Origin of the sequence: Paenibacillus sp. FSL R5-0475, from assembly GCF_038004585.1 — a bacterium.
In the GTDB taxonomy this organism is placed as follows: Bacteria; Bacillota; Bacilli; order Paenibacillales; family Paenibacillaceae; genus Paenibacillus_AQ.
Map to the genome: position 1 here is coordinate 453,368 of NZ_JBBORK010000001.1, position 25,528 is coordinate 478,895.

General features: G+C 42.0%; 23 protein-coding genes. 16 read left to right on the forward strand and 7 right to left on the reverse strand.

From position 1 onward, the window contains the following. The first annotated feature begins 9 nt into the window (after positions 1-9). The 5 genes from MKX41_RS01775 to MKX41_RS01795 all read left to right on the forward strand — a co-directional run bounded on the left by MKX41_RS01775 (position 10) and on the right by MKX41_RS01795 (position 6,321). The gene (locus MKX41_RS01775) at positions 10-579 is read left to right on the forward strand and encodes a manganese catalase family protein (protein WP_149645896.1); all 570 of its coding nucleotides are present in this window, start codon (positions 10-12) and stop codon (positions 577-579) included. Between the two features lie 183 nt (positions 580-762). Next, the gene (locus tag MKX41_RS01780; RefSeq protein WP_340968357.1) at positions 763-1,125 is read left to right on the forward strand and encodes an MmcQ/YjbR family DNA-binding protein; all 363 of its coding nucleotides are present in this window, start codon (positions 763-765) and stop codon (positions 1,123-1,125) included. Then, positions 1,122-2,501, forward strand: a complete 1,380-nt coding sequence (locus MKX41_RS01785) for an MATE family efflux transporter (RefSeq protein WP_340968358.1) — start codon at positions 1,122-1,124, stop codon at positions 2,499-2,501. The genes MKX41_RS01780 and MKX41_RS01785 overlap by 4 nt, the downstream gene beginning before the upstream one ends. Positions 2,502-2,730: 229 nt before the next feature. After that, positions 2,731-4,533 carry an ABC transporter ATP-binding protein gene (locus tag MKX41_RS01790; RefSeq protein ID WP_339801999.1) on the forward strand — a complete coding sequence of 601 codons (1,803 nt, stop codon included), beginning with the start codon at positions 2,731-2,733 and terminating at the stop codon, positions 4,531-4,533. 3 nt (positions 4,534-4,536) lie between these two features. Next, positions 4,537-6,321 (forward strand): ABC transporter ATP-binding protein, encoded by a 1,785-nt coding sequence (locus MKX41_RS01795; protein ID WP_340968359.1) that lies wholly within the window; start codon positions 4,537-4,539, stop codon positions 6,319-6,321. A 127-nt stretch (positions 6,322-6,448) separates the two neighbouring features. Here the strand turns inward: MKX41_RS01795 and pgmB are convergent, their stop codons facing one another. Together pgmB and MKX41_RS01805 are read right to left on the reverse strand one after the other, a co-directional pair. Continuing rightward, the gene (gene pgmB / locus MKX41_RS01800; RefSeq protein WP_340968360.1) at positions 6,449-7,141 is read right to left on the reverse strand and encodes a beta-phosphoglucomutase; all 693 of its coding nucleotides are present in this window, start codon (positions 7,139-7,141) and stop codon (positions 6,449-6,451) included. 20 nt (positions 7,142-7,161) lie between these two features. Then, positions 7,162-9,450: a glycoside hydrolase family 65 protein gene (locus tag MKX41_RS01805; RefSeq protein ID WP_340968361.1), complete on the reverse strand. Its 2,289-nt coding sequence runs from the start codon at positions 9,448-9,450 to the stop codon at positions 7,162-7,164. Between the two features lie 110 nt (positions 9,451-9,560). Between MKX41_RS01805 and MKX41_RS01810 the strand changes: the two genes are divergently transcribed. The 3 genes from MKX41_RS01810 (at position 9,561) to MKX41_RS01820 (ending at position 11,159) form a co-directional block, all read left to right on the forward strand. Beyond that, complete coding sequence (locus MKX41_RS01810; protein ID WP_340968362.1) at positions 9,561-10,310, forward strand: AraC family transcriptional regulator; 750 nt, start codon at positions 9,561-9,563, stop codon at positions 10,308-10,310. A 197-nt stretch (positions 10,311-10,507) separates the two neighbouring features. After that, a complete protein-coding gene (locus MKX41_RS01815; protein ID WP_340974789.1) occupies positions 10,508-10,729 on the forward strand; it encodes a cupin domain-containing protein in 222 nt (73 codons plus the stop codon). A gap of 91 nt (positions 10,730-10,820) precedes the next feature. Next, positions 10,821-11,159, forward strand: a complete 339-nt coding sequence (locus MKX41_RS01820; protein WP_340968363.1) for a hypothetical protein — start codon at positions 10,821-10,823, stop codon at positions 11,157-11,159. A gap of 16 nt (positions 11,160-11,175) precedes the next feature. Here the strand turns inward: MKX41_RS01820 and MKX41_RS01825 are convergent, their stop codons facing one another. Then, on the reverse strand, positions 11,176-11,865 hold the full coding sequence (locus tag MKX41_RS01825) for a Crp/Fnr family transcriptional regulator (RefSeq protein ID WP_340968364.1): 690 nt from the start codon (positions 11,863-11,865) through the stop codon (positions 11,176-11,178). Positions 11,866-11,945: 80 nt separating this feature from the next. Between MKX41_RS01825 and MKX41_RS01830 the strand changes: the two genes are divergently transcribed. Continuing rightward, a complete protein-coding gene (locus MKX41_RS01830; RefSeq protein WP_076283421.1) occupies positions 11,946-12,704 on the forward strand; it encodes an HAD-IIB family hydrolase in 759 nt (252 codons plus the stop codon). Between the two features lie 117 nt (positions 12,705-12,821). On the opposite strand, the gene MKX41_RS01835 is transcribed toward MKX41_RS01830, so the two are convergent. From MKX41_RS01835 to MKX41_RS01850, 4 genes are all read right to left on the reverse strand, one after another. Continuing rightward, complete coding sequence (locus MKX41_RS01835) at positions 12,822-14,021, reverse strand: MFS transporter (RefSeq protein WP_042193534.1); 1,200 nt, start codon at positions 14,019-14,021, stop codon at positions 12,822-12,824. A 66-nt stretch (positions 14,022-14,087) separates the two neighbouring features. After that, on the reverse strand, positions 14,088-14,705 hold the full coding sequence (locus MKX41_RS01840; RefSeq protein WP_340968365.1) for a sugar O-acetyltransferase: 618 nt from the start codon (positions 14,703-14,705) through the stop codon (positions 14,088-14,090). A 74-nt stretch (positions 14,706-14,779) separates the two neighbouring features. Beyond that, on the reverse strand, positions 14,780-15,736 hold the full coding sequence (locus MKX41_RS01845) for an ROK family protein (RefSeq protein WP_340974790.1): 957 nt from the start codon (positions 15,734-15,736) through the stop codon (positions 14,780-14,782). Between the two features lie 362 nt (positions 15,737-16,098). After that, the gene (locus MKX41_RS01850) at positions 16,099-16,608 is read right to left on the reverse strand and encodes a GNAT family N-acetyltransferase (protein ID WP_076301127.1); all 510 of its coding nucleotides are present in this window, start codon (positions 16,606-16,608) and stop codon (positions 16,099-16,101) included. A gap of 124 nt (positions 16,609-16,732) precedes the next feature. Between MKX41_RS01850 and MKX41_RS01855 the strand changes: the two genes are divergently transcribed. The 7 genes from MKX41_RS01855 to MKX41_RS01885 all read left to right on the forward strand — a co-directional run bounded on the left by MKX41_RS01855 (position 16,733) and on the right by MKX41_RS01885 (position 25,490). Next, positions 16,733-17,590 (forward strand): LysR family transcriptional regulator, encoded by an 858-nt coding sequence (locus MKX41_RS01855; RefSeq protein ID WP_076301126.1) that lies wholly within the window; start codon positions 16,733-16,735, stop codon positions 17,588-17,590. Positions 17,591-17,653: 63 nt separating this feature from the next. After that, complete coding sequence (locus tag MKX41_RS01860) at positions 17,654-18,337, forward strand: RNA polymerase sigma factor (RefSeq protein ID WP_081392992.1); 684 nt, start codon at positions 17,654-17,656, stop codon at positions 18,335-18,337. Then, positions 18,334-19,158 (forward strand): hypothetical protein, encoded by an 825-nt coding sequence (locus tag MKX41_RS01865; RefSeq protein ID WP_340968369.1) that lies wholly within the window; start codon positions 18,334-18,336, stop codon positions 19,156-19,158. The genes MKX41_RS01860 and MKX41_RS01865 overlap by 4 nt, the downstream gene beginning before the upstream one ends. Beyond that, positions 19,148-20,011: an ABC transporter ATP-binding protein gene (locus MKX41_RS01870; RefSeq protein ID WP_076283345.1), complete on the forward strand. Its 864-nt coding sequence runs from the start codon at positions 19,148-19,150 to the stop codon at positions 20,009-20,011. Before MKX41_RS01865 ends, MKX41_RS01870 begins: the two co-directional genes overlap by 11 nt. A 5-nt stretch (positions 20,012-20,016) precedes the next feature. After that, entirely contained in the window at positions 20,017-21,144 is a 1,128-nt protein-coding gene (locus MKX41_RS01875; protein ID WP_076283344.1) for a hypothetical protein, read from the forward strand. A 150-nt stretch (positions 21,145-21,294) separates the two neighbouring features. Then, positions 21,295-24,381, forward strand: a complete 3,087-nt coding sequence (locus tag MKX41_RS01880) for a sensor histidine kinase (RefSeq protein ID WP_340974793.1) — start codon at positions 21,295-21,297, stop codon at positions 24,379-24,381. Then, the gene (locus MKX41_RS01885) at positions 24,378-25,490 is read left to right on the forward strand and encodes a response regulator (RefSeq protein ID WP_340968372.1); all 1,113 of its coding nucleotides are present in this window, start codon (positions 24,378-24,380) and stop codon (positions 25,488-25,490) included. The genes MKX41_RS01880 and MKX41_RS01885 overlap by 4 nt, the downstream gene beginning before the upstream one ends. The last annotated feature ends 38 nt before the right edge of the window (positions 25,491-25,528 follow it).

Sequence of the window (25,528 nt, forward strand, 5' to 3'; positions counted from 1 at the left end):
AGTTCCCGAATGTGGATATATGAGAAGAAGCTGCAATATCCGGTACGGGTCGGTAAATGTGATATCCGGATGGCGCGTTATTTAAGTGAGCAATACGGAGGAGCCGACGGTGAGCTCGCCGCAGCCCTGCGCTATATGAATCAAAGATACACGATTCCGGATAAAGTTATTGGCGTTTTGAACGATATTTCTACAGAAGAATTCGCCCACCTCGAGATGATTGCCACGATGATCTACAAGCTGACAAAGGATGCGTCGGTTTGCGAATTAGAGGAAGCTGGATTAGGACCGCATTTTGCAGCACATGATCATGCCTTGTTCTACAATAATGCCTCAGGCGTACCGTTTACAACGGCTTATATTCAAGCTAAGGGTGACCCGCTGGCAGATTTGTATGAGGACATTGCAGCGGAGGAAAAGGCTCGGGCTACATACCAGTGGCTGATTGATATGACGGATGATGTGGATCTGCAGGATAGCCTTAAGTTCCTGCGGGAGCGGGAAATTATTCATGCGATTCGGTTTAAAGAAGCCGTCCAGATTATTATTGATGACCGGGATCAGAAGCGGGTGTTCTGAGAGAAGTTGTCGCATTACTATTATTTATATATTAATGAACTTTATGACCGCTCCTGATGGAGACGGTCTTTTCTCTGTTATAAATGATTGTGGGAACTGCTCGGGTGAACAAAATGATATAATTAAGAAACGTGGTTAATGGCAGAAATGATCAGATCTTTGATCAGAAAAGGAGAGAGAGAGTTGAAGAATAACATCATCGAATATTGTTTGAAAAAGAAAGGGGCGACTCAGGAGCATCCGTTTGGGCCTACTCCATTGGTCATCAAAGTGGCTGATAAAATGTTCGCACTTATTTTTGAGGAAACAGGGAGGGTTGTTCGCTTAAATCTAAAATGTGACCCGATCATTGCGGAGAACTTAAGAGAGCAACATGATTGCGTTCGACCGGGATTTCATATGAACAAAAAGCACTGGAATTCAATCATGATCGATGGTTCCTTGCCAGCGTCGGATGTCTTTGACATGATAGACCATTCCTACGATATGGTTGTCAAAAAGCTTCCTAAAAGCCTCCGAGAAGCTATATTGGAAATGAATAAATGAATAATCAAATGAAGGATCGTTTTGCCAACCAAAGTATACCCAAGCTTATTTTCTTATTGGCTATTCCTGCCGTTATAGCTCAGCTAATCAATGCCATGTACAGTGTAGTTGACCGGATGTTTCTTGGAAGAATGGAGGAGGGGGGAACGCTAGCCTTATCCGCTATAGGGATATCTTTTCCGATTATTATGTTGATTTCAGCATTTGCAGCTCTAATCGGAGCTGGTGGGGCACCCCTAGCTTCCATAAAGATGGGCGAAGGAGAACATAAAAAAGCAGAAGAATTGCTGGGAAGTTGTTTTACTATGCTGCTGATGGCATCCATAATCCTAACCGCTTTGTTTCTTATCTTTAAGTCGCCATTCTTAACGTTATTCGGGGCGAGCCACGATACATTGCCGCTAGCCAACGATTTTTTAAGCATTTACCTTCTAGGAACTGTGGCGGTGCTCATTTCTTTAGGATTGAATCCGTTCATTGCAGCACAAGGATACGCCAAAACAGCCATGCTCACGGTATGTATTGGAGCGGTTGTGAATATCGTCCTTGACGCCATTTTTATTTTTGAGATGAATATGGGCATTAAGGGTGCAGCGTTGGCAACTGTAATTGCCCAATTTATTTCGGCTATTTGGGTATTAGGGTTCTTAATCTCTAAACGAGCTCATCTGCGCTTGCGTCTATCGAATATGCGCATTAAACCTAAAGAAGCTGCAAGTGTACTTGCATTGGGGCTTTCTCCGTTTATTATGATGTCGACCGAAAGTTTAATTCAAATTGTATTTAACACGTCCTTAGCTAAATTTGGAGGCGATATGTACGTTGCTGCCATGGGGATTATGGGCACGCTGATGCAAATATTTGGGACGTTGTTATCTGGTTTTGCACAAGGGGCACAGCCTATTATTAGCTATAATTATGGAGCTCGCGATTTCGCACGTGTAAAATCTACCATTTTATATTGCAGTGTTTTTTGCGCAGCTTTCGGATTGTCGATGTGGGGCGTGGCCATTTTTGTTCCGAAGCTGCCCATTATCATTTTTACCAATAATCCTGAGCTTGTGGCTCTGACCGCTAGATTAATGAAGATATTTTTCCTTGGCACTTGTATTTTTGGTATTCAATTAGCGTTTCAACAAGTATTTATTGCTTTGGGACAAGCACGAGTTTCTATTTTTATCGCGATCTTGCGTAAGATTATCTTGCTTATTCCATTAGTACTTTTGCTCCCGACATTTATTAGCCCGAAAACAGATGCAGTGATTATTGCTGAGCCTATTGCTGATTTTTGTGCGGCACTGACTTGCTGTGTTTTATTTGGACTCACTATAAAGAAGCTTTTTAAAGATAGGTCTGATAAAGTCGGAATACTGTGAGGATGCCCGCAATGGCGAATAGAAGTCGGTGTTCTGAGGATGAAACTAAAGATTAAGGTTCTTGCTAGCTTCGGCTAGCAAGAACCTTTTTATTTGTGATGCATGAATTCACTCGTTAATCCACCTAAAATAATACTGTTTATACTAATTTATTCATACTGTTTCCAAATAATAGTATTGATAAAATGTAATCAAGAAACATTTTAAATACTAAGGGGAACTTTATGTAATGAGAACAAAATCATTAACCTCCACTTGGACCAGCATTCGCTATGTCCTCTCCACATCATGGATTAACAGTAGACGTTCCATTATTTATTACTCTACTGTAACGCTTCTTTTAGCTGTGCAGCCCTTCCTTTTAATCCTATTCCCAAAATTTATTATAGATGAACTGACGGGACAGCAAAGACCTCAACATTTTATCTTCCTAATTTCACTGATGTTTTTAATACTGACTATCACTAGCTATTTTACAGGATATCTACAAAATTTGGGTTTAACTCAATTAATGAAAGTTGTATTTAAACAGATCCACGCCCACACTGCACAAAATATGAATGTTGATTTCAAAAATACAGAAGATCCCGGTTATCTTAATCAGATGGAGCAGGCCAAGCGTTCTCTACAAAGTGTGCAGAATGGGTTTCAGGGATTTTTTCATACATTTTTTTCATGTCTGGCTGGATTTCTTGCTTTTGCGGGCTATATCACTGTAATTGGAGGATTAAATTTTGCTGTTATTGTTTTTCTAATTGTAAGTATTGGGTGTTCTTATGTGTTTTCCCTACGTGCTAAACGTTATGAGTATGAACATGAACAACAACTTTCGGAATTGGAGAGGAAGAGAAAGTATTATTCGGATATTATGCAAGACTTTACTTTTGGTAAGGAAATTCGGATTAATTCCTTTAACAATACATTGGTCTCCCTATACCATTCAAGTGTTCAAAATAGACAGAAAATTCAGTCCTCAATCAGCAGCTCTTATTTTCAAAGTGAAATATTAGATATTTTGATCCGGTTATTCCGTGAGGGGATTGTATATGGTTATTTGGCGTATCTTTACCTTCATCAGAGGATAACTATAGGTGATTTTGTGATGTACACAACTGCTGTCGCTGGATTTTCTGGCGTTCTTCAGGGATTTATGAAAGATTTAGCCCATCTGCGCACACAGAATTTATACATAGAGGAACTCCGTAACTTTTTAGAGATACCGCAAGATAAGCAGGGGGAAGGAGGTATGCATACACTCCCAACTGGCCCTTATTCGATAGAATTTAAAGAAGTTTCCTTTACTTATCCTGGTACTAGCCAGCCTGTGTTTAATAAAATATCCTTCATCATCCCTCCACATCAACGACTTGCTATTGTGGGTCATAATGGTGCTGGCAAGACAACGCTTATCAAATTGTTATGCAGGTTGTATGAACCCGATGGTGGAGAGATTACGCTGAATGGAATCAATATCAAACATTTTGCTAAAACGGATTACTGGAGATTATTTTCTACGGTATTTCAAGAAATTCGCGTACTCGCTTTCTCATTAGCAGAGAATATTTCTCTAAAAGAACATAGAGAGTCTGACGCTTTAAGAATTCATGACAGTCTTGAAAAAGCGGGACTAAGCGAAAAAGTCGCCTCATTGAAATCAGGTATTCTCACCCCAATGCAAAAGTTTTTAGATGATCAAGGCGTTGAGTTCTCTGGAGGGGAGAATCAAAGAATGATGTTGGCAAGGGCGCTTTATAAGAATGGAGATTTGATTATTTTGGATGAGCCGACTGCAGCAGTTGATGCAATTGCAGAATTCAATCTGTATACAAGATTTAATGAAATGATCGGAGAGAGAACAGCATTATATATTTCCCATCGCTTGTCCAGCACACGGTTCTGTGATCAGATACTGTATATGGAGCAAGGAGAAATTGCCGAAGCGGGTTCTCACAGTGAATTAATGAAACAAAATGGAAGATACAATCAAATGTATCAGATTCAAGCACAATATTATAAAGGGAGTGAATCCTAGCTGATGAATCCATTCCCTGCACTGAAAAAGGATTGGAATGTGACCCTTTACTTTTGCAAGTTAGTACATACCATGTCTAAATCGTACATTCCGCTAATGGTGGTTTCTTCATTATGCAGTGCAATCTTCCCGTTTATAAACATCATTCTTCCCAAATATTTGATTGATGAAATGATGGGAGCCGGCCGCGAAATGTATATTATCCTCTGGATAGGAATTTTGGTGGCAGGTAATGCTGTCTTGGGGCTGCTCCAAAGTTATCTTAATAAACAAATTGAACTGTTTAATTTAGTGGTCATGGATAGTTTAGAGCTACATATTGGAAATCATATTATGGACCTGGATTATGAGAGTTTAGAGAATTCCAAAGTGCTAGATCTTAAAGAACAGGCGCTTGCTCCCATAAGACAGCAGGATGTTATACGTAAAATGTTGGATAGTATGAAGACTTTACTGCAAACAATGCTCTCCCTTTTGGGGCTAACGGCCTTAATCTTTACGCTAAACATTGGAATCATCGTGCTGATTATTGGGATGATTGCACTTAATACCTTTATCTTTAAAAAGTCGCAACAAGCTCAATTCAATTTTCATAAATTATTAGCTCCTCTGAATCGGAAATTTGGTTATTATTCTAAACTGGCCGTTGATTTTTCCATGGCTAAAGATGTCCGTTTGTTTGGGATGGCTCCTTATTTACTGAATAAAGTGGATGCATATCATAATGAAAGCGTTCGTGGTTTTGGAGGGCTTTACGAAAAAGTAGGGAGATATAAGGGACTGGCCAGTGCTAATCTTCAATTGCAAATGGTCATTATCTACGCCTACATGGTTGTGAAAGTAGTTACGGGGAAAATTCAAATTGGTGGTTTTGTTATGTATATCTCCGCCGCCAATAGCTTTTCTACGCAAGTGTCTCTGGGAATGAATGCTTATGTTGATTTTCGCCAAATGTGTAAGTACATTGAGGTGTTTAGAGAATTTGAAAGTCTAAAACCAACAATGAAAAGCGGAGAAGAGCGTCTTGAGAAACTCATGAATGTTGAGATTGAATTTTGTAATGTGTCTTTTAAATATGCGGGAAGTGAGACCTATTCATTGAAAAATGTGTCAATGACCATAAAAAATGGAGAGAAATTAGCCATAGTAGGTCAAAATGGCGCGGGTAAAACGACTTTTATTAAACTGCTTTGCCGATTGTATGAACCTGATCAAGGAGAGATTCTTCTGAATGGAAGATCTATTCAAGATTATCGATACGATGAATATATGAAAATCTTAGGTGTTGTGTTTCAGGATTATAAATTATTTTCATTTTCTATCAAAGACAACTTATGCGCGAAGGATAGCGAAACATCGGATAAGGAAATGGAAGAAGTGCTTAATCAAGTAGGAGTGGGAGCAAAAATGAAATATTTAGAAAGAGGACTAGATACACAGGTGTTTAAAATCTTTGATGATAGAGGCACAGACTTTTCGGGTGGTGAAAGTCAGAAGATAGCAATTGCTAGGGCTATACTCAAAAAGTCACCTATTCTTATTCTGGATGAGCCTACAGCTGCGTTGGACCCTTATGCGGAGTTTGAGATGTACAACAACTTTAATCTTTTGGCAGCAAATCATACTGTTATTTATATCTCACATCGTTTATCTGCTTGTAAATTCTGCGATAAAATCGCACTTTTTAACAATGGTGAATTGCGCGAATACGGTCCACATGATCAATTGTTGAAAGACCAACAAGAGTATAGTTCGATGTGGAAAGCGCAAGCACAATATTATCAATAGGTTATTGATGATCGAAATCAGAAGCGGCTGTTCTGAAAAGCATATTTCAAACAAAAGCCGGCAAGCTTTCCTTAGGAGCTTGCCGGCTTAGTTCGTGACTTACATATATTGAGACTGGGATACCCAATTATTTAGTTACTCTATTCTTATTACCGAATTGCTGGTTTAGCTCGGAGTAGTTAAGTTCAGCAGTGTGGTTCAAGTTCATATCAGCGATGGACAAGCTCTCCTGTAAGGAGATATATACAGCGAACATACCTGCCGCTTTGATCGCTTCTACCCCGGCGACTGCGTCTTCGACCCCGACGCAAAATTGCGGATCTACATCAAGCGCATCGGCGGCGGTCAGGAACACTTCCGGGTCTGGTTTGTTGCGGGCAAGCTTGGCTGCATCTACAATAACTCCGAAGTCTTTCTCCATCCCTAGAAGGCGGATAACTGTAAAGGCATTTTTACTAGCGGAGGCAATGCCAGTCTTCACTCCGTGGTCCTTCAGCTCGGCGAGCAATTCAGAAATACCAGGCAGCACATCGGCCGGGGTTACCTGCTGAATGAGCTGCTGATAAAACTCATTTTTGCGGTTCGCCATCTCCTCCATCTCTTCGGGAGAGTAGGTGTGCGGAGTTGCCGCTTGTCCAAGTAGCAACTCCAGTGAGGCTATTCGCGATACACCTTTGAGGTTCTCATTGAACTCTCGGGTGAACGGGAGGCTCAGCTCTTTCGCAATCATGCCCCAAGCCTGATAATGATATTCTGCGGTATCGGTAATAACGCCGTCTAGATCAAAGATTACGGCTTGAATTTGAGATGTTGCATTCATTGTGTTTCGCTCCTTATGAATTAGGCTTGCAGCGCCTGAGTTACCGGCTTCTTATTGCCCAGAGTTACCGATTGGCCGTAGAGCGTAAGTTCAAGGGCTTCACCCTCTAGCAGTTCAAGCTCCACACCTTCCTCGCGAATGGTTACAGCAATGAGGCGGCCGCGGAAGGTGAGGCGGAAGTTATATTTCTGCCAGCCTGCAGGTAGGGACGGAGCGAGCGACAGGCCATTTTCCTTGAGACGTGTTCCGGCAAAACCGTACACAATGGCCATCCACGTTCCACCCATATTGGCGAGATGTAATCCGTCTTTAGTGTTTCCGTGCGTATTGTCGAGATCGAGCCGCGCCGTCTCTATAAAATAGTTATACGCTTTGTTCTTATACCCGATCTTCGAAGCCATAATGCTGAATATGCAAGAGGACAAAGAGGAATCATGGGTAGTGATTTGTTCATAATAATCGTACGATTTGCGAATAGTTTCTTGTGACTGCTCGTCTTCCAGCAAGTAATGAGCGAGTACAGTATCGGCTTGCTTGCAGACCTGATAACGGTATAGCGTGAGCGGATGGTAATGCAGCAACAACGGATGTTTCTCCGGTGGTGTATTGTCGAAATCCCAGACCGCTTTGCGTAAAAAAGTATCATCCTGCGGATTAATGCCCAGCTTCTCGTCGTAAGGAAGCAGCATGGCATTCGCCGCCTTCAGCCAGCTGTCTGCTTCTGGTCCAGTTACATGCAGGCGTACACACAAAGCTTGGAATGCAGCCTCGTCATATTCTTGAAGCCGCGCAAAACTGCGTGCGGCCCATTTTAAATTATGTTTGGCCATTACATTGGTGTAATAGTTGTTGTTCACAAGACATGTGTATTCGTCCGGTCCAGTCACTTCATCGATGTGAAACTTGCCTTCGTAGTAATGACCGATCTCCATCCAAAGCCGCGCTGTCTCAAATAGCACCTCGGAGCCGTATTGGAGCAAGAAGGCGTCATCTTCTTCTGCTAGATGGTATTGGATATAGCTGTAGGCTACATCGGCGCTGATATGATATTGAGCTGTACCGGATGGGAAGAAGGAGGAACATTCCGTACCTGAAATCGTCCGCCATGGGAACAATGCACCTTGGGCGTGACCCATCTCTTTAGCACGTTCCCTTGCCTCCTCCAGCTTGGAATACCGGTATAATAGGAGCTGCCGGGCCAAGTCAGGCGAAGTCATTAGGAACACAGGGAACATATAAATCTCCGTGTCCCAGAAATAATGGCCTTCGTACCCTTCACCGGATAAGCCTTTAGCGGAGATGTTGCTATGCGCGTCGCGTCCGGCTGATTGCAGCAGCTGATAAAGGTTGAAACGTATGCCCTCCTGAAGCGACAAGTCGTTCTCAATGACTACATCGGAACGCTTCCAGAAATCAGCCAAATAATGCTCCTGCTGTTCCAGCATGTCTTCAAAGGAGAGGTGCTTCAATGATTCTTGTACCTGAATACCGGTATCTACAAGCATTTGTTCATGTCGTAGTGTATCGGTATAGACATTCCATTTGGTCAGTGATAGTGGCCCAGACAAGGAGGCGGTTGCCGTCACTGTAGCATCGGTTTCTCCTGCCTGAGTTTCAACCTGCCATTCACCTTCCCATTCATGCCTGGTAACACAGGAGGTCCGCAGGGCCGAAGCCATCGTCTCGTTCTCCAGGCATACATATTCACCCCGAGCTTCGCACGCTACTACGCTCAGGCGTTTGGAATGTCCTGCAGCTACACGCGGGTCATTCGGGTTAGTATAGTTGCTAACATCGCCATTTACACGAGAGACAACCCGGATTGGACCGGTGAAATTGACAGGCTCAACAGTCAGATGAATGGCAAAAAGTTCACGGGTAGTGAAAGAAACGAGTCTACGGAAATGCAGCTTGAGTTCTTTACCGGAGGGGGATTTCCAGTGGATTTTACGCTCCGAATATCCCTTGTCCAGATGGAGGTTACGCTCATAGGCGAGGACATTCTCTGCTGTAAGTGCAAATGGCTCCATATCTTCGCCTATATAAATATTTATCCCTTGGGAATCTATAATATTAACCAATTTTTGCTGTGTACCAGGGAAGGCGAATAGCTTCTCCCCATAGGGAATGTCAATTACATCGTGAAAGGCGTTTAAATACGTTCCGCGGATACTGTGGATTTCTTTATCGGAATACCCTTCTTCAAAATTGCCACGCACGCCCAAATATCCATTCCCCAGCGCAAAAATACTTTCCAAATTCAGTAGGGTATCTGCCGACAATCCCTGATTGGCAATGCTCCAGCTCATGCTTATGTTTCCTCCCTTGATGGTTATGAATTGAATTTTAAGTCCGAAAGGGCTAGAATTATACTAAATTATTTAGGATATTATCAAAATTTTTAGGTGAGGTAACAAGTATGGATCAACTTAAAGGACAACATAAACTACCGGAATATTGGTCCACACGTTCTGTGGATCTGTCAGAGGGATTTGTCCATCCTCCGCTGGATTATGAACAAGAGCTTTTGGAAGCTATCCGACTTGGTGACGAGAACCGGGCACTGGAAGCACTGCATAGAATTAACGCAATGGAAGCTGCTACGCTAGCCCGATATCCGCTGCGCTCCAAGAAAAACGCTATGATTGCATCCTGCACCTTGTTTACACGTGCGATTATCCGGGGTGGTGTTGACCCTGAGACCGCTTTTCAGCTGAGTGATACGTTCATCCGTTCGGTGGAAGCTACGACGGAGCTTGAGGCACTTCATCGATACGAATATGAAATGGTTCTGCAATTCATTACAGTGATGCGCCAGCAGAAGGAGAACCTTCACTATTCACATATTGTCAATTTATCCGTATATTTTATACGCGAGCATCTGTTTCAAGATTTGAACCTTAGCCTGATCTCCCGGCATGTTGGTGTGCATCCCAGTTATTTGTCCGACCGCTTCAAGCGTGAAACGGGTATGCCGCTCACGGAATTTGTCAACCGGCGTAGAATTGAGGAATCGCAGTCGATCCTCATTCACACGAATCAGTCTATTTCCGAAATCGCTTTGATGTTTAAATTTTGTAGCCAAAGTTACTATACACAGTTATTTAAAAAATACACTGGCTTGACCCCCAAGCAGTTTCGTCGGGATGGTGGAGCAATTACGAAATGAGAGAAATTGAATCATTAACGATCCCTAAAATTTGCTGTCCATGCTCCCTGGTTGGGTAATGGATAGCTCTTCTTACGTTACAGCTTCAATAGTAAATCTACTAAATAAGTAAGAGAGATGATCAGATGGCCATTTATTTGGAATTCCCACGACTGGATAAAGCCTTTCCGTACCGCTGTATTTAGAATGATGGCAGTATATTAACTACACCACATTGGCATAAGGAAATGGAAATTATCTGGATTGTTAAAGGGAGAGTGAACCTTGGAGTAAATGACCAGCCGATGCAGCTAAAAGAAAATGAGTTCGTCTTCATCAAAGGTGGAGATATTCATTATGTGATGGCTTCACCTAAAAGTGAGCGGCTGGTCTTCCAATTTGACCTATGTTTTTTTTCAGGACGTGATGGATCTGAATAACACACCTTTTACACTAGAGGAGCTGTTTGCCTCAATTGAACCGTATTCCACGTTCTGGAGACCGGATATTCAAGAGTTTGGAGGTTTATGAATGAGAAGTAAGAGTAACTTGATAATGCTGTTATTGTTTGCTTTGACGATTATACTTTCAGCCTGTAATGATAAAAAAGCTGCGACATTGTCCATGGATGAAGTACGGGATCTAGCTCAGCAAGGCGAGGCGTTGTCGTGGAAGGATTTTGAAGGTTATCCCTTTGAAGACGTCGGTTCAGGTTTGTACATCCGCAAATATGAAATCAATGATGACTACCATGTATTAGTTGGCGGCGGAAGTATTGATATAGCTCCTCTGTATATAAATCTTGTCAAAAGAAACGGAGAAAAGATCGATATCCGTTATGATGACATCGATCATTTTATCCTCAATTAAATGATGGGCTTTTAGGTTATTCAAATCTTATTCCGTTAGATAATTCATCCAAACGCTCCCAGTCGAGTACTACAATTTCTTGCTTAACTTTATATAAAATTTCCATGTCGGTGAGCCGCTGAATGACACGGTTTAAATGGCGGGGAGTAGTCCCAATTAACGAAGCTATATCTGGGATATAGGGTGTCTGAATTTCTTTTCCAAACTCCCGTTGGAGCTGTATCGTTAATAAATAACTTGCAAGTCGTTCCTCGACAGCGCCTAGTAAGTTCGTTCGTGATGCGGATGTGCAGGTTAGAAGCTTGTAAGAAAGATGTTTCAGCAATAAGTCTTTAAAGCTATGGTTATCCATTAGGTCAGACTCAACCTTTTGTTTCGGGATAAATAAGAGGGTGGTTTGCTGTACGGCTTCCACTTGTGATTGGACTACAACCTCTTGCACGAACTCAATATCTCCGAATAAAGACAAGGGTGAGCAGAAACGTAGTAATAAGGATTTTCCCGTTCCTACACTAGAAGAAACCTTAGTACGCCCCTCCACTAGAAAATAAATTCCGTCCAGCTCATCGCCCTCATGCAAAATAATTTCATTCTGCTCATAGACACGTAACTGAATTAAAGCATGTTTTGATGTCGTGAATACTTGATTTAGATTAAATTGGGTAATGTAATGTGCTATAAGATTTGGATCCTGAATAGTTTTCATTGCGTACTCCTTTTTGGACATCGGTCCTTTCTATTATATACGAACTCGTTATTATAGAGAAAAAGGGGAGGATATAGACGATGAAATTTATTTTTGATTTAGATGGAACCATATGTTTTAGCGGCAAACCTTTGAGTGAACGAATCGTACAAGCCTTGGATACTTTAATTGAAAAAGGTCATGAGGTTATTTTTGCGTCAGCCCGGCCTATTCGTGATTTGTTGCCTGTGTTGCCTGCACATATGCATCATTTTTCTATGGTTGGCGGGAATGGTGCATTTATTGCAAAAGGTGGAGAGGTTATTTCGACGATACATTTTGACGCGCAAACTTCGGATATCCTCTTGAAATTAATAGAAGAGTTTAATGCAGCTTATTTGATTGACAGTCACTGGGATTATTCATATTCGAGTTCTGATGATCATCCCATTCGGAGAAATGTAGATCCAGAACAACGCGCCAAAAATGTAAGTCCATCTGAGCTGGATGAGCTTGTGAAAGTAGTTATTTTGAGAAGCCTAAACGGGGAACAGTTATTAGATCAGCTACATAAACTACCTGTTGTGATTTATAGACATGGTCAAGAGGACATTATAGATATTAGCCCTAAAGGCATAAATAAATGGACAGGATTACAACAATTAGGCGTAGAAATGCAGCAATTTATCGCTTTTGGTAACGATGCTAACGACATAGAAATGTTTAGACATTCCGCTCATTCGGTTTGTGTTGGAGAACACACAGAGCTTGGTGAATTGGCAACGGAAAAGGTGAGCAACGAAGAGGAGCAAATTGTTAGAAAAATACTGGAGCTGATGAGTGGGCTGCGGGTCGCTTAGTCCATCAACTGATGATCTTAGCTCGCCGTACGGTGCAGCACATACAGGGAAGCTATAGTTGAAATCCAAAAAACCTGCCGATTCAATCGACAGGTTTTTTAAGTAATATAGATGAGGTTAGATAAGTTCTTGGCGGCGATGTAAATAACGATATAGAATACAACCGGATATCGCGCATATCGCTGCACATAATCCGATAAAACCATAACCGGCTTGAAGTCCGCGTAATAAACCTATTTGCGTCTCTGCACCGTAAAGCCGCTTCACGCCTTCGATCACAGCACCTATAGCATAGTTGCCAATTACGCTACCTACTCCCATTAACGTGACTGTAAATGTGATGGCGGTGTCGCTACCATGTGGATATCTTTTGGCGATAAAAGCCATAACCGTAGGATAAATCATCGCAATCCCGATTCCTGCAGCGGCAAATAGAAATGCGAGCTTTTCTCCACCCAAAATTGCGGCAAAAGTACACAGGGCAGAGAAGGCTGAAAAGATGATAAGCGATAGGTTAAATCCAATCTTATCAGTAACCGGCCCCAGCAGGAGCCTTGCTAACGAGAAGCAGAGAAAGAAGGTAGACAGCATCCCAGATGCAGTAACCGTATCCCACAGGTATGCTTTTTCAAGGAAATTTACGAGCCATCCGCCTACAGCAAGCTCCGACACTACTCCGAAGGAAAGGATAAGAACCATTAGCCATAAAGCAGGGTCACGGACAAGCGTTTTTAAGGGAATACGGTCTTCATGTGGAAGATCGTCACCTGGAAAAGTACTCCGTAAGGCAAATAGTATAGGCAGTAAAGATAAGCTAAGCATTATTAGATACATTCCGCGCCAATCCAGAGTATGACCGAATATACTTACTGTCATCAGCCCTGTTGCCATTAGTGGAGCTAACGTGGAACTAAACCCGTAAAAGAAATGGGATAAGTTCATCATCGTCCCGGTATTTTTAACGAAGATACGTGCTCCCAGAATGGCAAGTCCAATCTCAAGCATTCCGTTTCCAATATACATCAGGAAGTATGAAGCCGAGAAGAGGGGATAGCTATGGGAGATGTAAATTAGAACGCCAGAGAATATCATGGATGCGAAAGCGATAATACTGACAGCCTTGATCCCCCACTTACGAACCAATACAGCTGTGAAGGAACAGGCGATCAAATAACCTAGTGCGTTTAGGGATAGAAGGGTACCCAGCTGCTTTTCGTCCAGACTGAAGTCAAACTGAATTCTTGGAATGGCTGGCCCTTTAATATTTTCCGATATCCCAAACACAATAAACCCCAAAAAGATCGTTGCCAATTGCATGGCATAAACCTTATTAAATCCGCCAAAACGCTTTTTCAACGTGAGAACCTCCAGAATCGGGTATCTTTATTGCTCGATGTCTCTGTAGTACTCTTCTTTAAGCTTCTCCCAGTGTTGTTTATCGTCCTCTGTAATTTCTCTTAGCACTCTGCAAGGATTCCCCACTGCGATTACATTGTCAGGGATATCTTTAGTCACGACGGAGCCTGCGCCGATGATTACATTGTTGCCGATATTTACCCCGGGATTGATAACGGCATTTCCGCCAACCCAGACATTGTTTCCAATGGTAATCGGTGTACCGAATTCGAGCAGACTAATACGAACGTCCGCATCTATGGGGTGGCCAGCGGTATATATACTTACTCTAGGTCCAAAGAGAACATTCTCACCTATCGTTACTTTTGATACGTCCAGGATAATGCAGTCGAAATTGGCGTAAAAGTTATTTCCGACGGTAATATTGCTGCCATAATCGCAGCGGAAAGGTGGCTCAATATGCAACGATTCACCCGTAGACTCGAATAATTGCTTAAGTAATTCTACTCTATATTCGCCTTGTTCTTCCGTCGTATTGTTAAATAAACGAGTGAGCATTCTGGATTTTTTGCTATCTCTAGCTAATTCTTCTCCACCAGCCATGTAAAGCTTTCCTGCAATCATATTCTCTTTGTTTGTTGCCATTCGTATTTCCTCCTGAAGTTCTTGTTGGTTTTAGATCCAATCCATAATGCAAATGTTAGGGTCATAAAAAATACTTACCGGCGCTTCTCAACCAGCTGCAACGAATAGGTCAAGCTTTCCAGCGTGATCGCAATTAATCCGTCCATGTAATAATCATCAGGGTGATCCAGCACAATTAGATGAGGCATATGCTCTTCTGGAATGAATGCCAGACAACTTTGATAGATATGTGGCACATCCTCTTGTCTAACTTGTTCACCTGTGAGCGCAATCGTCTCAGGGTTAATAACTGCCGTCAATGAAGCGATGGTATGAGCTGCCAATGGGATAAACGTTTCTGTCTGCCCCAAACGAATGAATTGCTCGTCACGCGAGATTCCAAACGGTAAAAATGAGACTTCGCCCGCGAATCTAGTATTGCCTTTGTGGATATGCCCGTCGATCATCATCCCTGAACCTGGAAAGGCACCTTTGATAAAGGTCAACACGACGATGGTCTTATCCTCTTCGTAATCCTGCTGTTTATAGAATCCGTAAACGGTTAGATTCATGTCATTTTCAACTGTGACTTCAACCTCGTATTTCTCTCTGAGGAGTGACTCTAAGGGAGCATGAATTAAAGTGTTGATATCACAAATATTGATGACGCCTCGGTGAACCAGTCCCGGGATTCCAATGCCAACGGCTTTGATGTTGTTATAGGCTTGAATTAGTGTGCCTACTAAATGATCAATGGTTGTAGCGTCAATACTCTCAGCCTTGATATATCCATCATCTACACGTTCGCCAACAGAATTCGTTACTGCATAGGTTAAGGATTGTTGGCCATCTTCAATTTTGGCATAGATGCATGCGATGTAGGAGAAATCGGCATTATAGATGAATCTTCGGGCCGGCCGACCTCCATTCGAAGCCTCCAGCTCCGTCTCAATGACTTCACCTGTCTCCATAAGCTCATTCAGAATATTTCCGCAAGTGGCAATACTTAACCCGGTGGCGGTTGCAATCGTTGATTTGGTTCCTTCTTTCATCGATTTCAAGGCTTGCTTGATGAGCTCCTGATTTATCTTTTTAACACGAATAGAATTGTTTGCGATTTGGTTTATTTTATTCACCTCTAGACTTTTGAAAATGGTTATTAAAAGTATTATCAATACTATAACTTGGTGTTTTATAATTGTCTATATTAGTTGAACTTAAGATTTTTCTATTAAGGTAATTGTGTGACTGCGTGAATGCTTGGACTTCCGGCCGCTGTTGTCCCCAGATTTCTTGATTATATACCGTGTTTCACGGTTGAACTCCGGAGACAAAGGCGGGCGCTATCGCTCCTACAGTTCCAAGCTTCCCCTCCGCCACTCTTCCTTTTAGAATGTTTTTAAGTTCAAAATGTCTAGCCAATGACCTTATAATAAAAAATCGTGGCATGTAATTCACCATTTGCTGATATCGCATAGCTCGGAATACGTCCAGCTTGTATGTAGCCCATTGAAGTATAGAGGAGGTTGGAAGGGTCGCCTTCTCTTGTATCAAGCACTAATAACGATCGTTCTTCCTGCTTAGCTCTTTCTTCAGCCTTTTCCATAAGAGAACGAGCAATACCATTACGACGATAATTAGGGTGTGTCATTAGCTTTGCGATTTCGGCTCGGTGTCTTCCGTTTGCTTTTGTACATAAATGTAGTTGTACACTTCCCACGATAATATCATTCATTGTTGCGACAAAAAGAATCACATCGGGCGCCAAAACATTGTGCCAATATGATGTAGAGTCTGACGGATCTAAGGGTGGTAAAAAACCAATGGAGGCTCCATCCTCCACCACCTGTATTAGAAGCTTTGAAAGCTCATTAATAGATTCCTTAATCGTAAATAATTGTTCGATTCTGACATTGCTAACCATATAAATTCCTCCAGCACTTATAAGTTTAAAAATATAGCGAAATCATAACTGAATACATATAATTTGTATAACGAATTTTATAGATCTTAATCATTAATATTTTGAATCATAGAGGGTGTTATCCATGGACTTATCTCAATTAGAAGCTTTTTTGGCGGTATGCAGAATTCGAAATTTCACCAAGGCCTCAGAACATCTACATATCTCCCAGTCCGCTGTTACTGCAAGAATAAAAGCTTTAGAAAACTCCGTGGGCAAGGTGCTCTTTACTCGTGATAACCGGAATGTTAGCTTAACGCAGGCAGGGATATCTTTTGTTCCATATGCTGAGCGGATGCTTCGTTTGTTTGAAGAGAGTAAGGTAACTCTATCCGAAGAACTGGAGAACTATATCATTTTGAGTGGACCCGGGTCCGTATGGCATTATTATTACCTGCAGCATATTCTTTCATTTAGACGTGATCATCCCAAGGTAGCTATCAAATTCCTAAGTTATATTGATTCTAGCTATATGATCCGTGATCTTTTGCTGGATGGAATAGTCCAGGTTGCTATTAAATATGACCCGCCGGAACATCCTAAGGTGACCAGACATCTCCTGTTTGAAGATGAGATTATTCTGGTCTCCACACGATTAAGAGAAACGCCTGTAAGCAGGGAGGATTTTTTTCAGCGGGAGTATTGTCATTTAGAGTGGGGAGGTCCGTTTCCGGAATGGTTTACTAGTATCGTTGGAGCGGGCTATGTGCCGACACTTCAGACCGATCACTCAATGATTATGCTGGACATGCTGCTACTAGGAGCAGGCTTTGGATTTCTACCACGATCTATAGCCCAACCTTATCTCGATCAACAGAAGCTATTTCAACTTCAATGTGAGTTAGACACGCCGATTATAAAAGCTTACGCTCTTTATTTAACTGAGAATGCAGAAGATATTCGTGTACGGCTTGGGCTGGAGATGCTTGGGGTGGATAGGTAAGTTGTATCTGGATCGTATCTTATTTTAGGCTAGTCAGAACCGTGTTCTGGGTGGCTTTTTTATGTGGAATTATGGATTCTAGTAAAAATGTACATAGTAGGATGCGTCTACTTCATAGGTGATTTCGTTATATGTAGTAGAGTGGAAGATTGGAGGGGAATTGAAATTAGCGAGGACAAATGGATCGTAGAAGCACAGCAAGGGAATGAAGCAGCCGTGGAGTTATTAATTCGGCATACCTATAGTGATGTCTATCGATTTATCAGATGGAAAATACATAATGATGAATTAGCTTGGGATCTTGCACAGACCGTATATGAAAAAGCATGGGCTAAGCTCGACAGCTATCAAAATGAACACGGAAGCTTTCGAGCTTGGCTGATGGCAATCGCACAAAATGTCTGCATTGACTATTTTCGCAGTAAAAGTACTCGGCAAGCAGAGTTGAACCAAAGCATATCTGATGAGATCACAGTTGACGAAGATTTTTTAGAAGGCATATTACTTCGTGAAGAGGTTAAAACGGTATACGCCGCAATCTGCTCACTTCCAGACGATCAAAGAGATGCACTCTTATTAAGGTATAAATATGAATTTACGTTTACAGAAATAGCTGCAATAACCCATGAACCGGAGTCTACAGTGAAATCTAGGGTGAGCCGCTCTTTATTGAAACTACGTGAGCTACTTAAGCAGACCAAGCCAAATGATTTATCCCACCCTTTTAAGAAAGGAGTAAAGAAATGAGCACTCAACGTAACGAACAAGATTACATGAAATTGAATTTACAGCACGAGATGACGTTAGAGGAACTGAATGAGATCGTGACTCATATTAAGTATATTCCTGAACCGCCGCTACTTGACGGTTTTGCAGAAGAAGCAATGAATCGATGGAGAAGCTCCAAGCGAGCTTTACCGGGGCAGGAATCGCCAGTTCCTCTATCGGTTCGGCAACAGATAAAGATTCTTTTTTCACAAGGATGGTGGAGAGAGCTTGTACTTGGCGTGATCTTGTTTGTAATTGGATATCTAGTTCTAAGTGTTACAGAGATGGTCAGTCCTATGTTTATTTTGTCTATTGTGGGTTGCATGCCTTTACTGGTGGTCGTCTCCCATACGGCGCGTAATACACTCTGTGGGATGGGTGAACTTGCACGGAGCTTTCGAATCCCTCTGCATAAGTATGTACAAGCACGCTTCCTTATAGCAGGTGTGATTTCAATACTGCTTAACCTTAGTGTTACCGCAATGGCATTCCCAGTAAGGGATCATGAACAGGTGTTCCGTACAACACTGTTATGGTTTATTCCGATTCTAATCAATGGGGCTGCAGCGTTAGTATTGTCTGGGCAGATCCGTAATTTTAGACATCTGACGACTGTGCTCTCCATGCTGCCTTTTTTTTGGATGCTTCTCTTTTCAGGAGAAGTGGTAGTGAACTGGGCAACCACCGTCCAATTACTTGGATTGATAGGAATCACTATTCTGTCAGTAGTTATTTTTACGGTGGCTATGATCTTTCAATCCAGAATGCTGAGAAAAGGAGGTTTTCTGATTGGAGCTTAAGCTGCAAGGTATAGAACATAATTTCGGCAAGAAGCGGATTCTGAATAGCATTAACCTTACTATGTCTCCTGGTGTGTATGGCCTTCTAGGTCCCAATGGAACAGGAAAAACGACATTGATGCGTATTGTAGCAGATGTTCTATATCCAACTCGTGGAAAGGTACTGCTGAATGAACAGAACAAGGATGAGATGGGGGATTTGTACCGGGCTCAGATTGGTTATTTGCCACAAGATCTGGGGATGTACAATCATTTTTCAGCTCGCGATTTCTTGTATTATGTTGCCGCTCTAAAGGGGCTGTCCAAGAAGGAGGCAGGCGACCGTATAGAGGTGTTGGCTCAAACGGTGAATCTATCTGGAGAGATGGATAAAAAATGCGGAAAGTATTCCGGCGGCATGAAGCGTAGACTCGGCATCGCTCAAGCTTTGCTTAATCATCCGAGCATTCTCATTCTGGATGAACCGACGGTAGGGTTAGATCCTATGGAACGCGTGCGATTTCGAAATCTGATTTCTGAAATTTCAGCTGAGCGTATTGTTATTTTGTCAACCCACATCGTTTCCGATGTCGATCATATCGCCAAGCAGGTGCTTCTGATGGGGCGAGGAGAGCTACTCCGTCAAGGAACGATTAAGGACTTGACCTTTGATTTGGAAGGGGAGGTTTGGGAGGCAGATGTCCCTGGACGGATGCTCGCTCAAATCGAAGAAAAGGGTACTGTGGTTAACGTACAGCAGACAGATAACGGATTAGCGCTTCGGGTAGTTAGTGAAGATCCACCATGTGAGGACGCAAGGTTAGTGAATCCTTCACTAGAGGATGTATATATGCACTACTTTCGGAGGGGATAATTCGCATGAGACGTCTGATTATATTTGAGTTCCGTAAAATCATGATTCCTAGAGTCTGGATTTCCATAGCAGGAGGTTTGGCGATTGCAATTTTCTATTTTATCAGCTTCTATCCATCCGGTACAAATAGTCTGTTGGTTGTAAATAAGGAAAAACCCGAAGTTATCGCTGCACATACGGGACCAATTCAACCAGAGTTAGCTCTTAAATACGCACCAAGGCTTAAAGAAGAATATGCCGAGGATAGCGTGGGATCTAAAGAGCAAAAAATGACTCGAATTCTGGAGCAGCGTTATGCAGCTTCGGCTTATAGTCTGGATCTATTCAATAAAAATTTGAACGATTTAAGAGGGCAGAAAGCTCTGCTGGAGAGGCAGGATCAAGGGTCATATGTATTAAAAGATGTTACGAAAAGACTTTCAATGCTGGAAGGAATTCGGCCGCCCGGATTTTATGTGACAAATGACTGGGGATCTCTGTACAGATTTTTTTCAATCCCGGGTGTAGGCAACATGCTGATAGGTCTGATTCTAGTCTTCGCTTTGGCACCACTATATTCGGGTGAGGCAAATTACAGAATGGATTCACTTATTCTATCCAGTAAATATGGAAGATTGAAGATTGTTACTGCAAAATTGTTAGCGGGATTTATAGTAACCGGTGGCTTTGTGACACTTTTTTACGGTGTATGTGTATTATTTTCTTGTTTGCCATTTGGTTTCGTGGGTTGGAATGCGCCCTTGAATAGTTACTTTGTAGAAAGCCCATATGACTTAACCCAGCTTCAGGGCATGCTCTTAAAATATGCCGTAACCTTGCTAGCAGCATGTGGCCTTTTATTATTGACTGCGCTGATCTCCGCTTTGTTTCGGAGCAGTCTAAGTACTCTTGGACTAGCGGCATGTTTAGTCATGTTGCCTTATTTCTCACTGCCAGGTGTTGTTGGTGATTGGATAGATTTTTTGCCATCAGGCGTAATCATGAGCACATCCTTAATCGAAAAATATGTATCTTATAATATTTTTGGTATACCGATATTGCATCTGACCGTATCCATCGTTTCGGTGATAGTTATAGGTGTGATTGCTACGCTACTCCTTCCAAAGGCGTTTGAACGTCGATTAAAGGCTTGAAATGTAGATAGACGCCTACCTAAGTGCCGATTATACTGAGTAACGTCAGTAAACAATTAGAGTGGCGGGACTTTGAGAGATTTTTGTGAGAGCAGCGGGGTAGAATGGTAGAATTACTCGCTGGTGAGAGGAGCCTGAAGGTTGAGGACGATGAAATATCGTGGAATAGTTGGGATGGGGTTGTTTTTTATCCTTGCCTTTTCCCTATTAGTAAGTATTATTTCCCCAACGATTCAGGACCAAGATACCCCGGTGGCCAAGCAGGGCGTACTGGATTTGTCGAGATGGGACTTTGAGAAACAGGGATTAGTTGATCTAGACGGAGAATGGGAGTTTTATGAAAATAAATTACTGAGTCCTTCTGAGATTCAGCAAAGTATAGATAAGAAATCTACATATCTATCTGTCCCAGGCACATGGAAAGGCAAGATCATAGAAGATGGAATGGACCGTAAAGGGGCTGGCACCTATCGACTTAAAGTGCTGGTCAAAGATTCGGATGAGATTCTTGGTTTGAAAATAAGAAGTATCCGTATGTCTCAAAAGTTATTTATCAATGGGAAGCAGGAAGGAGAGGACGGGGTTCCTTCAACAGAAAGTGAGTCATTTAAGCCAGGGAATACTCCGTATACGGTATTTTTTCAGTCTAATACCCAAGAGATAGAAATTGTAATTCAAGTGTCTAACTTCAACTTTATTACTGGGGGGATCGTGAATTCAATCCCACTGGGCGTGCACACGGATATTACAAAACTGAACAGTATTCAGACGGGTACTGACATTGGAATTATATTGATCCTGGGGATGTTTGGAGCATATCATCTCAGCTTCTATTTCGTTGGGCGTAGAGAAAAGGCCTATTTGCTCAGCGGTTTATATTTGCTTATTCTTTCTTTGAACAATTCTCTATATGGAGAGAAGATATTTCAACAGTTATTACCCCATTTCCCTTTTGAATCAACTTACAAGCTATTGGAAATAAGCCAGTTTGTCGGTTCGATTATCATTATTATGTTTTACTGCTCGGTCGAGTCCCGGTTGATGTCAAGTAAGAGGATGAAGATTGTGTTGTCTCCATTTGTCCTATATCTTGTATCGGTTTTGGTGCTCCCGTATGGTGTACACATTCGTATGAAGTATCTATTTGTAACCTATCTTGGAATCGTTATGGTGGTAATCATAGTCAGAATGATCTATTTATATGTTCGCAGCCAGAGCCAGACGACGGATCGAAAAGAACTGTTTTTGTTCATTGGCGGTGCGATTTCGCTCCTGATATTTTTCTTTGATGTAAGTCTTTACTCTGAAAATGTTCTGCAGACCGATTTGGTGGGTAAATGCGGAGTCATTGGTTTTATTGTTTTCTTCAATATTATGTTAGCTGTACGATTCTCAAATACTTATGATAAGACGGAAATGCTGTCCCGTCAGTTGCTAATCTCGAACCAGCTTAAAGATGAATTTCTGATGAACACTTCTCATGAGATCAAAACTCCGCTGCATGGCATTATGAATATGACATCCTTTTTATTAGAAGATGGCGAAGATAATCTGTATCCATTACAGAAACAGAATCTTTGGTTAATTAAGGACACTTCTACAAAACTGTCTATGCTCATTCAGGATTTGATTGATGTTAGTCTTTTGAAGCATGGAGAATTACGACTACAGCAGACAGTGGTTGATCTAAGGGTGGCTTCACAAATTGTATTTGATGTGTTGCAGTTTGAGCTCGCAGGGAAATCTGTGCGATTAGATAATCAGGTGGAACCCGATGTGTGGGTGCTTGCGGATGATAGTCGATTAAGACAAGTCATGTACAATTTAGTTCATAATGCGATCAAACATACAGATAAAGGATTTATTACCATAAAATCTTATGTAGAGGGGAATACAGTATCTGTTACGGTGGAAGATTCAGGAACTGGGATATCCCCTGATATGCATACCGCCATATTTGAATATTTTGAACAAGTCGATAAACCACTTCCGCAAGATGGTTACACAGGAATGGGTGTGGGTCTGTATATTAGCAGAAAGCTAATTGAGCGGATGGGCGGTGAGATTCGGGTGGATTGGTCTGAGGTTGGTCAAGGCACTCGAATGATTTTCACCTTGCCCAAAATCGAGCGGATCCCAGGCTACCGCGAAGTAGCAGCTACAGGGGTGGGGCAGCACGCGCATTTTGAGCAGACATCGCTTGATATAGTGGATCAGAGTGGATATACGATCCTAATTGTGGATGATGAGGCCTCTAACATTCATATTCTGTTGAATATTTTAAGACGGCATCATTACAATGTAATTACGGCGTTTTCAGCGAATGAAGCAATGGACAAAATGGAGCAGTACCCTAATATGGACCTAGTTATATTAGATGTCATGATGCCGGGGATTTCAGGAATTGAGTTGTGCCGAACGTTGCGGGTGCGTTACTCCATTCTGGATTTACCTATTTTGTTTGCTACAGTAAAAGACGCGCCAACAGATATTGCGCTTGGCTTCAGGGCTGGGGCGAATGATTATATAACTAAGCCATTTGATGGAGAAACGCTGATTGCGAGAATTCAAACGCTGATTGCAATGAAGACATCGATACAAGAAGCGATACGAAATGAGTATGCCTTTCATCAAGCGCAAATCAAACCGCATTTTCTGTATAACGCACTGAGCAGTGTGATCTCTTTCTGTTATACAGATGGAGAGAAAGCCGCCTATTTGTTATCCATGTTAAGTCAATACATCCGTTATATTCTCGATATGGACCGTTCCACTTTAGTTGTTCCTTTGCACCGGGAGTTAGAGCTGATTCAAGCCTACGTGGAGATCGAAAAAGCGCGTTTTGGAGAACGGTTTGATTTTATTTTTTTTATGGATGAGGGTCTGCGTTCTGTTGAAATCCCTTCCTTATGTATTCAGCCATTTGTTGAAAATGCGATCAGACATGGATTGTTTGAAAAAGAGGGTCAGGGCAGAGTTTCGCTCACGGTTCAAGCAGGTAGTAACTATATGAAAGTTATCATCGAAGATGATGGTGTGGGTATGCCAGATGACTTGCTATATCAATTAACTGGAGACGAGCAGCTGGATGGCAGTATTGGAATCCATAATATTCGAAAGCGTCTAGGCGCTATACCCGGAGCTACCCTAACCATTCATTCCGACCTTGGGTTTGGGACCAAAGTAACAATGTATTTACCAGCAAGCCTTGGGGGCATGGAGGGAGAAACACGATGATTCGTGTAGTGATTGTTGAAGATGAGAAGCCAATTTTGAATTTGATGAAGGTACTGATCGGTCGTAATCCAGATTATACCATTAGCGGGGCCTTCTCAAATCCATTAGAGGCACTGGAATGCATACCTGATTTACAACCGGATGTCGTGTTTATAGATGTTGAAATGCCAAAGATGAATGGTATTGAGCTGGCAAGCAGAATTCAGAAGCTGATGAATCAACCGGAAATTGTATTTACAACGGCCTACAAGAATTATGCACTGGAAGCATTCGAGGTTAGTGCACTAGATTATATACTTAAGCCAATAACACCCGAAGCGATCAACAGGGTCACTGAACGACTTATTAAACGAATGAGACCTGCGGTGATCCTAGAGCCAAAGAAAACGAGGCCTATGATCCGTTGTTTTGGCGGATTTGAAGTTTGTGATTCAGAAGGCAAGCCCATTCATTTTCGAACGCGCAGAGCAGAGGAATTATTCGCGTATTTCCTATGTAATGCAGGTCGTTATATCAGTAAATGGAGAATAATTGATTTGTTATGGCCAGATATGCAGGATGAGAGAGGGGCATCTAACCTGTATAATACGATTTACCTTTTGAAAAAAATGCTAAAAGAAAAGGGCTTCGGCATGGAAATCCGTAAAATGAATGATGGTTATATGCTGGAGACCGGAAATGAAAGTTATGATGCTCTTGATTATCAAAGGTTTCATTTAGAAATGGCTGAAGGGAAACAAAACACTACTCAAATGGAGCGGCTTTGTTTCTTATATCAGGGGCCCCTGCTGGATGGGAAGCCTTATCTATGGAAGATTTCGCTGGAGGAAGCTTACTGCAAGTATTTTACAACCTGGACTCGATTGCTAGTGGACAGTGATTGTGCTACTCAGGACTGGCATAAAGCGGAGCAACGATTAGAAAAGTTCATAAGCTTATATCCGCTGCATGAAGAAATGAACCAGCAAATGATTGATATTTATGCCAAACTTGGAAATAAAGAAAAGATTGCACGGCTCTATGAGAAATTCGAGATTGCTTATCGTTCGGAGCTGGGCATGGTTCCTTCATCAGAGTTTAAAGAACGTGTAGCTGCATATCTGGCCTAAAATTTGATACGGACTTGGTATTTCAAAAGGCGTATGTT

Excerpts from the sequence above, each read along its gene's own strand:
- MKX41_RS01775 (WP_149645896.1), top strand. The coding sequence starts at position 10 with ATGTGGATATATGAGAAGAAGCTGCAATATCCGGTACGGGTCGGTAAA.
- MKX41_RS01785 (WP_340968358.1), top strand. The coding sequence starts at position 1,122 with ATGAATAATCAAATGAAGGATCGTTTTGCCAACCAAAGTATACCCAAG.
- MKX41_RS01790 (WP_339801999.1), top strand. The coding sequence starts at position 2,731 with ATGAGAACAAAATCATTAACCTCCACTTGGACCAGCATTCGCTATGTC.
- MKX41_RS01795 (WP_340968359.1), top strand. The coding sequence starts at position 4,537 with ATGAATCCATTCCCTGCACTGAAAAAGGATTGGAATGTGACCCTTTAC.
- pgmB (WP_340968360.1), bottom strand. The coding sequence starts at position 7,141 with ATGAATGCAACATCTCAAATTCAAGCCGTAATCTTTGATCTAGACGGC.
- MKX41_RS01805 (WP_340968361.1), bottom strand. The coding sequence starts at position 9,450 with ATGAGCTGGAGCATTGCCAATCAGGGATTGTCGGCAGATACCCTACTG.
- MKX41_RS01810 (WP_340968362.1), top strand. The coding sequence starts at position 9,561 with ATGGATCAACTTAAAGGACAACATAAACTACCGGAATATTGGTCCACA.
- MKX41_RS01820 (WP_340968363.1), top strand. The coding sequence starts at position 10,821 with ATGAGAAGTAAGAGTAACTTGATAATGCTGTTATTGTTTGCTTTGACG.
- MKX41_RS01825 (WP_340968364.1), bottom strand. The coding sequence starts at position 11,865 with ATGAAAACTATTCAGGATCCAAATCTTATAGCACATTACATTACCCAA.
- MKX41_RS01830 (WP_076283421.1), top strand. The coding sequence starts at position 11,946 with ATGAAATTTATTTTTGATTTAGATGGAACCATATGTTTTAGCGGCAAA.
- MKX41_RS01835 (WP_042193534.1), bottom strand. The coding sequence starts at position 14,021 with ATGCAATTGGCAACGATCTTTTTGGGGTTTATTGTGTTTGGGATATCG.
- MKX41_RS01840 (WP_340968365.1), bottom strand. The coding sequence starts at position 14,705 with ATGGCAACAAACAAAGAGAATATGATTGCAGGAAAGCTTTACATGGCT.
- MKX41_RS01845 (WP_340974790.1), bottom strand. The coding sequence starts at position 15,736 with ATGAAAGAAGGAACCAAATCAACGATTGCAACCGCCACCGGGTTAAGT.
- MKX41_RS01850 (WP_076301127.1), bottom strand. The coding sequence starts at position 16,608 with ATGGTTAGCAATGTCAGAATCGAACAATTATTTACGATTAAGGAATCT.
- MKX41_RS01855 (WP_076301126.1), top strand. The coding sequence starts at position 16,733 with ATGGACTTATCTCAATTAGAAGCTTTTTTGGCGGTATGCAGAATTCGA.
- MKX41_RS01865 (WP_340968369.1), top strand. The coding sequence starts at position 18,334 with ATGAGCACTCAACGTAACGAACAAGATTACATGAAATTGAATTTACAG.
- MKX41_RS01875 (WP_076283344.1), top strand. The coding sequence starts at position 20,017 with ATGAGACGTCTGATTATATTTGAGTTCCGTAAAATCATGATTCCTAGA.
- MKX41_RS01880 (WP_340974793.1), top strand. The coding sequence starts at position 21,295 with ATGAAATATCGTGGAATAGTTGGGATGGGGTTGTTTTTTATCCTTGCC.
- MKX41_RS01885 (WP_340968372.1), top strand. The coding sequence starts at position 24,378 with ATGATTCGTGTAGTGATTGTTGAAGATGAGAAGCCAATTTTGAATTTG.